Source organism: Psychrobacter sp. 1Y4 (genome assembly GCF_051847555.1).
Map to the genome: position 1 here is coordinate 39,349 of NZ_JBPYDE010000008.1, position 13,006 is coordinate 52,354.

The following is a 13,006-nucleotide window of genomic DNA, read 5'->3' on the forward strand; positions in this document are numbered from 1 at the left end:
ACAAAAATAACGAAATACCGTAGTCACCATATAGGGCAATCATTATGACAGCTGGCAACAACAATACCATTCAGTCGCAAGGGCTTTATGTCTGGCAAGCAGACAACTTGCTGGCGGCTACAGAGGCGCTTAGCAGTCACTGGCAACAAGACCAATCAGACACAGAGATTGGCGTTACAAGCAATCGTATCACAACCGACACGCGCACCATCAAGGCAGGTGATATATTTTTAGCACTCAGTGGCGATAATTTTGATGGACATGACTATATCAATGTCGCTGCTGCTCAAGGCGCAGTCGCAGCAATCGTATCACGTCCAATTTCTACAAGTATTCCACAGTTGGTGGTAAGTGATACCCGTTTGGCTTTGGGGCATCTGGCCGCTTATCGTCGTCAGCAGCATCAAAACTTGACGGTCATCGCCATTACGGGCTCTAGTGGTAAGACAACTTGTAAGGAGATGCTCGGTAGTATCTTTGGCCGCTTGGCACCGACGCTTATTACTCGCGGCAACCTTAATAACGATTTGGGGGTTCCGATGATGCTGCTTGAGCTGTCTGATCATCATCGTTATGCCATACTAGAGCTGGGCGCCAACCATATTGGCGAGATTGCTTATACGACTGAGATTGTCCGCCCTGATGTTGCCTGTATATTAAATATCGGTACAGCGCATTTAGGGGAATTTGGTAGTCGTGAAGGCATATGTCAGACTAAAGCTGAAATCTATCACACGTTAACGGACGCTCAGTTTGCTATTGTCCCTGATAAAGATGATTTTACCAACCAACTGCGCCGCATCGCCGAAAAGCATACTTCACACGTGATTGGTTTTGGCAACACTGTTGTCAGTGCCAGCCACTTAGACGTAGAGCCTGAGCGCAGTGAGTTTAAGCTACATGTGGGCGATCAGGTCCATGATATCAATTTGCCTTTGGCAGGCGAGCATAATGTGAATAATGCTCTGGCTGCTGCTGCTTGTGCTCATGCGCTAAATATCGATGTCAGCGATATCGTCATCGGTTTAGAAAATGCCCGACCTGCTAAGGGGCGTTTAAACAGTCAGCTATTAGGTATGCATAGGCTCATCGACGATACTTATAACGCCAACCCACACTCAGTACGTGCTGCCGCTAAAGTATTGGCTGCACAAACAGGTACGCAAGTCATGGTATTGGGCGATATCGCAGAGCTAGGTGATGCTGCTGTCAGTGAACATCAAAGCCTTGGACGGACTATTGGTGCCACGGGTATCGATGTACTGCTCTGTGTAGGCGAATATGCAGCCTATAGTGTTGCAGGTGCAAAAGAGGTGAGTGCGATCAGTGCTCATGCCTTTGATGACAAAGAAAGTCTACTACAATACTTGCAGACGTTTTTGCAAGCGCAGCAAGCCAAGCCTTGTACCGTATTGTTCAAGGGTTCTCGTTCCATGCAAATGGAAACACTTATTGATGCGCTAGTTGAGGAGTAGACGGTGTTAGTTTGGTTGTTTGAATGGCTTGGTCAGTATTACACACCGTTTTTTGCGGTTTCTTCGTTGACACTACGGGCATTACTTGCGGTTATTACCGCGCTTAGTTTTAGTTTGTTTTTTGGCGGGCGGGTTATTCGTCATCTACGCTCACTTAAGTATGGTCAGGCGGTCCGTGATGACGGCCCTCAGTCGCATCTAATCAAGACCGGGACGCCCACCATGGGCGGCGTTTTGATTCTGACTTCCATTGGGGTAGCCACACTGCTATGGGCAAGGCTGGGCAATCCTTACATTTGGATTTTGCTGATTGTAATGATTATCTTTGGCGCTGTTGGCTGGGCAGATGATTGGCTCAAGATTAAATATAAAAATCCTCAAGGTCTCATTGCTCGCAAAAAGTATTTTTGGCTGTCTGTTGGTGCGTTATTTGTCGGGGCTTCCCTTTACTATATAGCTACGCTACAGCCTGATATGGCAACGACGCGTGAGATGCAGGATCTGCTGATTCCCATTTTCAAAAACTTAACGATTCCATTTTCGGCCGTGCCATTTGGTATCGGTTTTATTGTCTTTACCTACTTTGTCATTAATGGTGCCTCTAACGCAGTCAATTTAACGGATGGCTTAGATGGCTTGGCTATTTTGCCCATAGTGCTCGTCGCAGCAGGTCTGGGTGCGATGGCATATGTGTCAGGTGATGTTAGATTTTCTGAGTATTTGCATGTTCCCTATATAGCCTATAACTCTGAAGTTATTATCGTTTGTGGTGCGATGATTGGCGCCGGTCTTGGGTTCTTATGGTTTAATGCGCATCCAGCACAAGTCTTTATGGGCGATGTAGGTGCGCTAGCGCTTGGCGCAATGCTAGGTACGATTGCAGTCATGACGCGGCAAGAGATTGCTTTTGCTATTATGGGTGGTCTATTCGTCGCTGAAGCAATGTCAGTCATGATTCAGGTAGGCTCATATAAACTACGTAAAAAGCGCGTCTTTCGTATGGCACCATTGCATCATCATTTTGAAGAGATCGGTTGGAAAGAGACCCAAGTGGTCGCCCGTTTTTGGATTATTGCCATTGTATTAGTGGTATTAGGTTTAATGACGCTCAAGCTACGCTAATCTAATCTAGCGTCTTAAATTGTCCAATAAAAAGCCATCTTTAATCTGTCGAGATGGCTTTTTTATTATTTAATGAGGGTTAATATCATCCGCTGTCCATAAATTTTGCTAATATGCTCATCAACTATGTCTGATCTTGAGTTGCCTGTGTCTTTATTTACTTGTCCTATTTGCCACTCACCTCTACAGCCTGCTAAAGATACATGGCGCTGTGATGGTAGCCTGCATCCTAAACAAACCTCGCATCCATTTGACGTAGCACGGCAAGGCTATGTCAACCTATTGCCAGTCCAACAAAAAAAATCCAAAGCACCGGGTGACAGTCAGCAATCTATTGATGCTCGCAAGCGGTTTTTGGACGCAGGATACTATCAGCCTCTGCAAACGCTTGTCTGTCAGCAAATGACCCAGTTATTGGCAGAAAACAGAGCAGCAATTGAGGAGGATGCACAGCCTATACGCTGGCTAGATATTGGTTGCGGAGAAGGCTATTATACGCAAGCAATGGCGCAAACTGGACTGGACGCTTTAATCGCTGCCGATATTAGTAAGCCTGCGCTTGCCAGCTTGGCCAAAGTCAGTAAAGCGGCAAACAGTCTTTGGTATCAACAAGGCGCTGAAACTAAACAGATTGATACTAAACAGATTGATACTAAGCAGACTGACACGAAGAAGGCAGCTATTTATCCAGTAGTGACCAGTGCCGCGCACCTACCGCTACGTCCTTATAGCATGACAGGTATTAGTAGTATATTTAGTCCGATTCTACCAGAAGCCTTTGCAGCAGTGCTGCAAGATGAGGGGTATTTATTGATTGCCAAGCCAGATGCCGGGCACTTGGCGAGTATGCGTGAAGCCTTGTTTGATAGCGTACGTGAGCATGACTCCGATAAGTTTTTGCCGGCTTTGGCGCCTTATTTTGAGCTGATAGACACGCATAATATTAGCGTCTCATTAACCTTACCAGTAGAGGCGCTAACCGATCTGCTAACCATGACACCTTATGCTTACCGTGCTCGTACTGAGAGTCGTCAAATATTACTGACTAGTGCTGAAACTACACCTTTTATAACCGAAGCAAAATTTGTGGTATATGTCTTAAAAAAACGCACAACTTTATAGTGAGATTAGTCGCTTTATAATATAGGCCCCATGGTAGCGACGATATTATTCCAAATCTGATAAGGTAGCGGCCAGTCTTTGACTTGTGCTAGCGTTACTTTATCCGAGTCAGCGATATACTGGTATTGACGCTCGATAATATCTGCAGTCAGCGCTTTATTACTAAATACAATGTTGTTTTCATAATTTAGATCAAAGCTACGCAAGTCTAAGTTGGTCGAACCAATTAAGCTAATTTCACCATCAACGGTCAATGTCTTAGCGTGGAGCAAACCTAGCTTATATTCATAAATTTTTACCCCTGCCTGTAGTAATTGCCAATAGTAACTGCGACTGGTCGCTGCTACTACCAATGAATCATTGTGTTTTGGGAAAATCATCGTGACCTCTACCCCGCGATAGACCGTCGCGCATAAAATACTGACTAGCGAATAATCTGGTACAAAATAAGGAGTAGAGATAATTAAGGTGTGCTGAGCTTGACTGATAAGGGCACCTAAAAACTGCGGAGTTGAGCCATGTTGCTGAGTCGGTCCATCTGCAAAGACTTGCGCGGCAAAACCATTTTGTTTTGAATTTTCCTGACATTTAGGATAAGACTCGTTACTGTTTTTAGTATGAGATTCAGTATAATAAGGAAAACTATCAAAAGAAGTATCTGGGTTTTCAATCAACCAGTCGCTCGCAAACAGCATTTGATTTTGTGCAACCACAGGCCCTTCAACTCGTAGCATAATATCTACCCATGGCGCAAAGTTTGGCTTTACTCGAAACTCTGGATCCGCACAGTTGCGACTACCAGAGTAGCCAATCTTCCCGTCTATGACTGTAATTTTGCGGTGATTGCGCAAATCAATACGGCTAAATAATAGCACCCTTATTGGATTGCTAATCGGTAAGGCAACGCTGACTTGTACACCAGCATCCTTCATTTCTTGCCATATCTTGGAGCCGATCATCTTACGCGAGCCCATCCCATCGACCATTGCACGGCAAGTAACCCCTCGCTTAGCAGCACGTATCAGGGCTTTAGCGGTATCAACTCCCATACCGTCGATTAGCCAAATATAATACAGCACATGAATGTGATCGGTCGCTGCATCGAAATCTGCAATCATACGCTGACGTGTATCCGCTGCATCTTTCATCAGCTCAGCACTATTACCTAAGGTAGTATGAAAGCCTGTGATATTGGCTGAGTATGCAAAGGCAGCTCGGTACTCCGGTTTGACAGCCTCTGTTAGCGCGCCCTTGCAGCCGAGTACTTCAGGGTTATTGTGATGCAGATCGTCAATGATTTTTTTATAACGCTGTGCAAAGCCATTTCCTAAATGGACTTCACCGAACATCCAGTAGACAACCACGCCAATGTACGGAAGCACGAACAAAACAACCAACCAAGCAAGCCTAGCTGGTGACGTTAATTCAGGACGTGAAAGTACTCGTAAAGATATGATCAGTAATAATATAAAGTGAATAACGAGTAAAATATCCAATACTATAGAGCAATCCGTTGTTATTGTTTTTAAATGCGTTGTCGAGATAGATGAGATGTTTAGTATAACTTACTCCAAACATTCGTGTGGTTAGCAAACGGTTAAGGCAGCAAGCTTATTGTATTAGACAGCAGCGAATTGGTTATTTAAACGATAAGAAACGCTATCGTCATGCGCACTTTTATGACATCAAACTTAAATATATGCTAATTCAAACACAATCGTTGAAAAAACTGTCTAGTAATTATTTTAATTTTATGCCAAATTGCAGTCTCTTTACGGTATAGAAAATCTACGATTAAATAAAAGGCCAAACAAATCACTACTGCCGTTATATCTATAGCTATAGTAATAGGAACAGATACATGGAAGATTTTGTCAATACAATAAACGGCATCATTTGGAGTTCAGCGCTAATCTACTTGTGCTTAGGAGCAGGTCTGTTCTTCTCGATAGTCACACGGTTTGCTCAAGTACGTCTCTTTGGAGAGATGTTACGTCTCATATTTAAAGGCAAAGCAAGTCGTAATGGTATCTCTTCCTTTCAGGCATTGACCTTATCGTTAGCGGGACGTGTGGGGATGGGCAACATAGCAGGGGTTGCCGCAGCTATCGGCTTTGGTGGACCAGGCGCTGTATTTTGGATGTGGGTGGTTGGATTCTTAGGCGCGACTACGGCTTATATTGAAGCAACACTAGCGCAGATATACAAAGAAAAAGATGCGACTACTGGAGAGTATCGTGGTGGTCCGGCTTACTATTTTGAAAAGGCACTGGGACAACGCTGGTACGGTATCGTTTTTGCGATTGCTGCTATCACCGCTTTAAGTATATTTTTACCCGGCATTCAAACAAATGGCGTGGTCAATGCTGTCACACAGGTAATGGGTGAGGGAACTACGCTAAACATCTTAGGCACAGACGTCAGTAGCATGAGGCTTGGGGCAATAGCGCTTATCCTCATTGTCTTTGGTGTCATCATCTTTGGTGGTATAAAGCGTATTGCAACGTTTACCGAAATTGTCGTACCGTTTATGGCAATCGGCTATATTGTCTTAGCCTTAATAATTATGCTCATCAATTTTGAGCTGATTCCGCAAGTATTTGGGCTAATCGTCGGTGATGCTTTTACCGCGCAGGCAGGACTGGGAGCCGCCCTCGGTTGGGGTGTCAAACGTGGCGTCTATTCAAGTGAAGCCGGTCAAGGCACGACCCCTCATGCTGCTGCTGCCGCTGAGGTCGATCATCCAGCGCAGCAAGGATTGGTACAATCATTTTCTGTCTATATCGATACCTTATTGGTTTGCTCAGCAACGGCTTTTATGATTTTGACGATGGGGACCTATAACATTCAAGGAACGTTACCTGAGGGTCAATACCTTGTACAAAACGTCGTGGCAGGTACTGAAATCAATTCTCCTGCTTTTACGCAGCTGGCAATGGAGTCGGTCTATGGCGCATTTGGTGATACATTTATTGCTGTTGCCGTCTTCTTTTTTGCTTTTACTACCATTTTAGCCAATTATTATATTGCTGAAGTCAATGTCGCCTATCTGACACGCTCTATTAGTCCTAGGGTCAATAGAATAGGGTTATTGTTGGTTAAAGTATTGACGATGTCGATGATTGCTTATGGCGGACTCAATTCGGCAGGCTATATCTGGGCGGTTGGCGATATTGGTGTCGGTCTGATTGCATGGTTAAATATCGTTGGTATCTTGCTGATCTTTTTTATGGCACGTCCTGCGTTCAAAGCGCTCAAAGACTATGAAAACCAGCGTAAAGCAGGGGTGTCTCGCTATACATTTGATCCTAACAAACTGGGTATTAAAAACGCTCTGTACTGGGAAGAGCGGCGCTCAAAAGAGCAATTAGATGCTAAAGATTAATTCATAAGCACACAACATCAATAGATACTATAGATAATAGATATTATAGATGGCAAAATTGTCAGGTAAATAAAATTGTCTTTCGTTTGTCTAGACAAGACAGGATACCATTAAGTTTAATATAAAGAGGCAGACAACTAGGGCAACCGTGTCTACCTCTTTATTTATTATGCTCGATTAGTTGTTTACTACTCAATTGCCATTTATTGTAAGCCCTCAGCATCTGTTTTATCGATATTTGTGTTCTCCGCAGAGTCAGTCATCATCTCATCGGTATTTGTGTTATCAGGCATGGTATTGTCCATCAGTTCGGATGGCTCCTCCGTGACACTTTCTTCTTTAGTCATCGCCGTTGACTCTACATTAGCAGTGGATTGATCTACTGCTACCGTATCATTCGCCTCTTCTGTCTCACTATTACAAGCGCTTATTCCTACGACTGTAGTGACAAGGGCTATTCCTAGTAAGCGCGTAATCCTTTTCGATTTTAGCAATATATGTCTCATTGTAGACTCCTTAAATAAGTGACGTCTGGTTTTCTTAACAGACTCATATCGTATTGATCTCAATACCAATCTAAACTCAAGTAACAGCTGTCAATAGGAGTGTTTTGTCTGTTTTTATTGACTATTTATTAAAATTGATAAACTTATTGGTTTTCTGAACCCCATATCCAAGGGTTGAAAGATATGAAGAACTTCCCTAAGGTGTACTGTTCTTGATAAAAATTGTTTGTTTATTTAGATAAGTCGTATCTATGCGTCAATAATAAATTCATTTAAGTAACTGTATTTAAATAAATAGAATTTAAGCAACTAGATTTTTTAATTATCTGCTTGAACTTTGTATAAATAGTGTGAATGGGCCTAAAAGAACAAGACACAAAAGTGTACATTCTATAAACATAAATCGATACTATAAAGAGTATGCTTAAAAATAATGACGATTGTCCATTAATAAGGATATATATATGAACAATAATTTAGTAGGTAGTGATCTAGCACGTGCAATGTTAAATCGCGGTGATAAGCAGGTATGGTGCGCGGTAAGTAACGATAGTGATGGACAAGCTCTGACTACTATCAATGAAGCTGACTATAGCTGTATCTATCCTATTGTTACTTATACAAATGACTATTTTGTTTGTAATAAGGGAAAACCATGGAAGTATGCAGTTCCTGTTCGTAGAGTTGAGCTTAGTCAAAATGAAATAGGATTTTGAACAATATTAATTCAATAATCGTAGCAACAATTACAAACAGCCGTTCGAACCAAGGAAAGGACCGTTTATACAATTATAAATAGATAAAAGAAACAATAGCTTATAACATTCTATTTCATCATATTTACGATGTTTTTGCAATTATATAGCATTATTACAAAATCATTCTAAATGCAATTAAAGACGCTTGTTTATTAAAATATTAAACGACACGAAGTATTTTAATATTTAATAGACTGTAATTAGGAGGAATTAGAATGTATAAAGAATTAACTGGTAGTGAACTAACACGTGCGATGTTGGATCGCGGTGACACACAAATATGGTGTGCAGTAAGTGATAACAGTGACGAAGAAGCTATGTCAGATCAAGTCGACAACGACTTTACAGCTCGCATTATATCTTTTGATGACAATGGTTTTTATTGTACGGCTGGTATGGCATGGTCATTCGCGGTACCTATCAAGATTAGTCCACTAACACAGGATGAGGCAGGGTTTTAAGTCTCTTATATCTTCATTAACCAATCAGGGAGTGATGGTTAATAAGTTTAATCATTGTAGCAAATCGAACCGCTATACAATGATATGCAAATTTATCAAAACTCTGAGAGTTTTTTTTGTATTGAATCGATGACATCCAGCTGCATTCTGTCATAATCCCCAATCCAAACCTCTTCTCCGTCTTCTGTCACTTCTTTAAGAGACTTAAAACGGTTTATCAGATCTCGTTGAAGATTACTTAATGAAGTATGTATCAAAGATATTTCATGATCAGTAAGTGAGATGTCATGTACCTTTTTTTCCATTGCCATACATCCTTTTTTATCGTGTATATTCATAAGGACGAATATACACGATAATGTCAAAAATGCAAACTATAGTTTATTAATAATTAGGTTGTCAACAATATTTGTGACGATTATTCAAAGTAACGCAAGAGATAAACCGCCTCTTTTAAACCTCTGTATAAGCAGTAGTACCGCTTATATTGAAAAATTATTATAAAAACGTTTCAGTCATATAATTGGATAATAGTCAGGTCGTATGACCATGAGCTTTATCTGTTTGATTCATTCTTAAAGAAGGTAGAGCAGTTGGTATAGATAAGTAAGCGATTGATGATATTGGTTTTTACTTGGTCATGGTTCAGGTAAAGTTATAACGAACATTGATCAATCAATTATGTTTTAAGTAAGTAGGATAAGCGATGAATCAATTGAGCCGACCAAAAATATTGCACCATAGGCCTAACTGGTTTGTTCCTTTGATTTGCCTGTTGGCTGGCGGTGTATTAATTGGGGTGTCTACCAATTTAGCAAAATACGCGGGTGAGCTTAAGCTGGCGCCGTTGGCTTTTTTATTTTGGTCGATCACAGGGGCGGCAATTATTTTATTCATCATCGCCTTGGTAAGAGATGAGTTGCCGCCTTTAAACAAACGCAGCTTTGAATATTATCTGGTGGCAGCGCTGGTGAGCGTTGCAGGTTCCAATCTCATATTTTTTTCAGCCGTGCCACAAGTTGGTGCAGGTTTTGTCGCCTTGATTATCGCTCTACCGCCGCTCCTTACTTATCTTGGTGCCATACTACTGCGAATAGAGCGCTTTAACGCGCTTCGTGCGGTTGGTGTCGTGGCAGCTCTTTTGGGTGTGGGCGTGTTGGCAGCACGCAAGTTCTCTACCCCAGATGCCAGTGTGTTTTGGATTTTATTGGCACTTTGTGGTCCTGTTTTGCTCGCTATTGGCAATCTATACCGTACTTTACGCTGGCCAAATAACGCCTCTCCTAGCTCGCTTGCCCCCGGCATGCTGATTGCCGCTGCAATACTGCTGGGTATCGTCAGTATGTTGCCTAGCTTTTCAATCGCGGTGCCGCTGACAGAGTCTAAGTCGCTTTGGTTAATCGCTATACAGGCATTGATTTTTGCTGGTCAATTTTTACTACTGTTTTTACTACAAAAAACAGGCGGACCCGTTTTATTGAGCTTGTTAGGCGCAGTAGGGGCGATCGTTGGTGTCCCTGTGGCTATCTTTTTACAAAGTGAAGCGCCGCCTGAAGGGTTGTTATTGGGCGCCTTTTTAATCGGTATTGGCGTCGCGCTTGTCACCTGGGGCGGTGTAAAAATAGCAAAGGTATCGATAGAGGAGATTTAAAGGTGTGGATTTAAAAATTTGTTATGATGATTGAGAAAAAGACTGTTTAATAAAGAACAGACAGGGAAATAACAACCAAACTCAAGGAAGATATATGTCTGCAACCAAAGAAGAAATCGTCGCGTTTATAACATCGGAGTTTCCTCAGACCAAATGTATCATCGAAGCCGTAGATGATAGCGGTGCGACTTTAGCCCATGATATTGGCATAGACGAGCTGCGCCCAGGTGGTACGGTCTCTGGGCCAGTATTAATGAGTATCGCTGATGTCGCCATCTATGTGGCGATACTGGGTAAAATAGGCATCGTCCCGTTGACCGTGACGACGAGCCTTACCATCAACTTTTTGCGTAAACCCTCTGCCCAAGCACGTATCATTGCTAAGTGTACGCTGATAAAAGTAGGGCGCACGCTCATAGTGGGCGAGGTCGCTTTATATTCAGAAGGCTCAAGCGACATGGTGGCTCATGTCGTTGGCACATATTCTGTACCGCCGCAGCTCAACTAAATGACGAGTGTGAGCTGCGCGAGGTAACAGATAGGGCTCTACTGATCATGTATTTTTGGCTCGCTACATCACCTAGAGACAGGGTATCTTGTAGAGGTCAGCTCACTTTTCTCATAAGTATTTATTAATAAATATCTAGTAATCAGTATCTAATAAATAGTCCACAGTCAATCGTTTACCAGCAGCTTTCTATAAGCAATTGTCTATGGACTATTTTTATAGATAAACTACTGACTAACCAGTGTCACCGTCTTAGTCGCATTTGCAGACGGCTGATTTAGTACCACCTTGCTAGCTAAAATATCCCCTTGGGAATTGATTTTATAACATTCTGCTGCTCCGTCTTCAGTGCTAGTAGTCAGCAATAGGTTTTCTGAAGTAGTGATACACAGCCATGCTGTATTATTGGTCTCTTGCGTCAGTGACCAGTCTTGCTCATACTTACCTGTTTTTTTACGCATACTGCTGTCGGCATAGACGGTTTCAGTGATAAATTTGCTTGAGTCGCCGACTGTTGCCAAAGCGATGTTTGATGCGCCCGTGAAGCAGTACATGATGTTTGCTGACTTTGAGCAAGCCGTCAAAGACCGTGATGTCGCTGGCATGCCGAATGACTTTATCGATGATAACGGCAAATTAAACAAACATGCGCAGGCATATTTTGGTCTGTTTAAGCATTTATTTGACGCTGCTGGTGACAATGATCACTTAGCGGATACAGAGCTGGATAATGACAAGCTGGTCGCTTACGCCTTTGAGATTGATGACGTGGTAAAAACCAATGTGGCAGAATACTCACTCAATCCGAGTGAAATTGAAAACGCCATCAATCGACACTTACTGCCCATGCTGTTTGCTGACTTGGGTATTGATAAAGCGCAACAGCTGATTGAAGAGGTGTTAAAAATTACCCGGCTTGGGCTATCGAGAGAAGCAAAAAGCACGAAAGAGACAAGTAGCCCACGAGCAGCAAGAGGGTAGTAAGCAATGACTGAGAATGGCGATTTTTATTATGGTGACAATAAAATCCATTATGAAGTAGTGCGTAAAGACGCAAAAAGTAAACCTCGTAAAGTTGTTATTAAAGTACATCCAGATTCGCGCGTGGTCGCCACAGCACCTAGCGATGCGTCAGATGAGAGGATACATGACGCCATAATGAAGCGTGCGCGTTGGATATGGCAGAGCCTACAGGACTTTGCCAAGCAACAAGATCATGTGTTGCCCAAGCGTTATGTCAGCGGTGAGACTCAGTTTTATCTGGGTCGTCGTTATGTGTTAAAAGTGCTTAATAACGCTGAAAATGCCCCTAGTGTGAAGCTCAGTCGCGGTAAGCTCAATGTGATATTACGCCAAAGTGCTAATGAATTCGACGCGGATAAACGAGCGATTAAGGTAAAAAGGCTACTTGATCATTGGTATCAAGATAAAGCCAAACTTGTCTTTACAGAGCGCCTAGAGGCGGTGCTGCCTAAAGCCTCATGGGTCACAAGCATGCCATCATTTAGACTCATGACCATGAAAAAACAGTGGGGTAGTTGCTCTACTAAGGGCAACTTAATACTCAATCCGCATTTGATAAAAGCGCCCAAAGAGTGCATTGATTATGTGATACTACATGAGCTGTGTCATATCAGCGAGCACAATCATAGCGAACGCTTTTGGCGACTACTCACGCAAATAATGCCAAACTGGAGGGAGGTAAAGGCTCGGCTTGATGGGATGGCGGAGTTGTATTTGAATGAGTGAACCTGCCAGCGATATACGCAAATCGACGCCTGTCTGTGCTGACTGCGTTACGCTTGTGCTACCGAATAGTTTCAAGTTTTATACTCGTTTGCTATAAAATGACGTCGCTACAGCTAAAATTACTTTTTTGCTAACCTAAAAACTATCGATCGACACGCCGCTGCCATAAATGTTATGGCGGCTGAGTGTTTTTATTTTTAAAAAACATAAGGACACACAGGTGCGCAAAGTATCTGTGTGTTTTTTAGCGTTAAAGGCACACTTGGAGC

General features: G+C 42.5%; 14 protein-coding genes. 10 read left to right on the top strand and 4 right to left on the bottom strand.

The window, feature by feature from the left end; genetic code table 11:
• Positions 1 to 44 precede the first annotated feature (44 nt).
• The 3 genes from ACS8FC_RS08400 (at position 45) to ACS8FC_RS08410 (ending at position 3,719) form a co-directional block, all read left to right on the top strand.
• Positions 45 to 1,475 (top strand): UDP-N-acetylmuramoyl-tripeptide--D-alanyl-D-alanine ligase, encoded by a 1,431-nt coding sequence (locus ACS8FC_RS08400; protein WP_439296458.1) that lies wholly within the window; start codon positions 45 to 47, stop codon positions 1,473 to 1,475.
• 3 nt (positions 1,476 to 1,478) lie between these two features.
• The gene (mraY, locus tag ACS8FC_RS08405) at positions 1,479 to 2,597 is read left to right on the top strand and encodes a phospho-N-acetylmuramoyl-pentapeptide-transferase (RefSeq protein WP_439296459.1); all 1,119 of its coding nucleotides are present in this window, start codon (positions 1,479 to 1,481) and stop codon (positions 2,595 to 2,597) included.
• Between the two features lie 126 nt (positions 2,598 to 2,723).
• On the top strand, positions 2,724 to 3,719 hold the full coding sequence (locus ACS8FC_RS08410; protein ID WP_439296460.1) for a putative RNA methyltransferase: 996 nt from the start codon (positions 2,724 to 2,726) through the stop codon (positions 3,717 to 3,719).
• A 14-nt stretch (positions 3,720 to 3,733) separates the two neighbouring features.
• Here the strand turns inward: ACS8FC_RS08410 and cls are convergent, their stop codons facing one another.
• Positions 3,734 to 5,221 carry a cardiolipin synthase gene (gene cls, locus ACS8FC_RS08415; RefSeq protein WP_439296524.1) on the bottom strand — a complete coding sequence of 496 codons (1,488 nt, stop codon included), beginning with the start codon at positions 5,219 to 5,221 and terminating at the stop codon, positions 3,734 to 3,736.
• 359 nt (positions 5,222 to 5,580) lie between these two features.
• Between cls and ACS8FC_RS08420 the strand changes: the two genes are divergently transcribed.
• A complete protein-coding gene (locus tag ACS8FC_RS08420) occupies positions 5,581 to 7,104 on the top strand; it encodes an alanine/glycine:cation symporter family protein (protein ID WP_439296461.1) in 1,524 nt (507 codons plus the stop codon).
• 203 nt (positions 7,105 to 7,307) lie between these two features.
• Here the strand turns inward: ACS8FC_RS08420 and ACS8FC_RS08425 are convergent, their stop codons facing one another.
• Positions 7,308 to 7,610: a hypothetical protein gene (locus ACS8FC_RS08425; RefSeq protein WP_439296462.1), complete on the bottom strand. Its 303-nt coding sequence runs from the start codon at positions 7,608 to 7,610 to the stop codon at positions 7,308 to 7,310.
• 464 nt (positions 7,611 to 8,074) lie between these two features.
• Between ACS8FC_RS08425 and ACS8FC_RS08430 the strand changes: the two genes are divergently transcribed.
• Entirely contained in the window at positions 8,075 to 8,326 is a 252-nt protein-coding gene (locus ACS8FC_RS08430) for a hypothetical protein (RefSeq protein ID WP_439296463.1), read from the top strand.
• A gap of 257 nt (positions 8,327 to 8,583) precedes the next feature.
• Positions 8,584 to 8,829, top strand: a complete 246-nt coding sequence (locus tag ACS8FC_RS08435) for a hypothetical protein (protein WP_439296464.1) — start codon at positions 8,584 to 8,586, stop codon at positions 8,827 to 8,829.
• A 95-nt stretch (positions 8,830 to 8,924) separates the two neighbouring features.
• Here the strand turns inward: ACS8FC_RS08435 and ACS8FC_RS08440 are convergent, their stop codons facing one another.
• A complete protein-coding gene (locus tag ACS8FC_RS08440) occupies positions 8,925 to 9,140 on the bottom strand; it encodes a hypothetical protein (RefSeq protein ID WP_439296465.1) in 216 nt (71 codons plus the stop codon).
• A 395-nt stretch (positions 9,141 to 9,535) separates the two neighbouring features.
• On the opposite strand from ACS8FC_RS08440, the gene ACS8FC_RS08445 reads away from it, so the two are divergent.
• The gene (locus tag ACS8FC_RS08445; protein WP_439296466.1) at positions 9,536 to 10,480 is read left to right on the top strand and encodes a DMT family transporter; all 945 of its coding nucleotides are present in this window, start codon (positions 9,536 to 9,538) and stop codon (positions 10,478 to 10,480) included.
• A gap of 94 nt (positions 10,481 to 10,574) precedes the next feature.
• A complete protein-coding gene (locus ACS8FC_RS08450; RefSeq protein ID WP_299221188.1) occupies positions 10,575 to 10,988 on the top strand; it encodes a PaaI family thioesterase in 414 nt (137 codons plus the stop codon).
• A gap of 227 nt (positions 10,989 to 11,215) precedes the next feature.
• On the opposite strand, the gene ACS8FC_RS08455 is transcribed toward ACS8FC_RS08450, so the two are convergent.
• Positions 11,216 to 11,542 carry a hypothetical protein gene (locus ACS8FC_RS08455; RefSeq protein ID WP_439296467.1) on the bottom strand — a complete coding sequence of 109 codons (327 nt, stop codon included), beginning with the start codon at positions 11,540 to 11,542 and terminating at the stop codon, positions 11,216 to 11,218.
• Between ACS8FC_RS08455 and ACS8FC_RS08460 the strand changes: the two genes are divergently transcribed.
• Positions 11,541 to 11,969: a hypothetical protein gene (locus ACS8FC_RS08460; RefSeq protein WP_439296468.1), complete on the top strand. Its 429-nt coding sequence runs from the start codon at positions 11,541 to 11,543 to the stop codon at positions 11,967 to 11,969. The two genes, ACS8FC_RS08455 and ACS8FC_RS08460, sit on opposite strands and share 2 nt — an antisense overlap.
• 6 nt (positions 11,970 to 11,975) lie before the next feature.
• Entirely contained in the window at positions 11,976 to 12,737 is a 762-nt protein-coding gene (locus ACS8FC_RS08465) for a M48 family metallopeptidase (RefSeq protein WP_439296469.1), read from the top strand.
• Positions 12,738 to 13,006 lie beyond the last annotated feature (269 nt).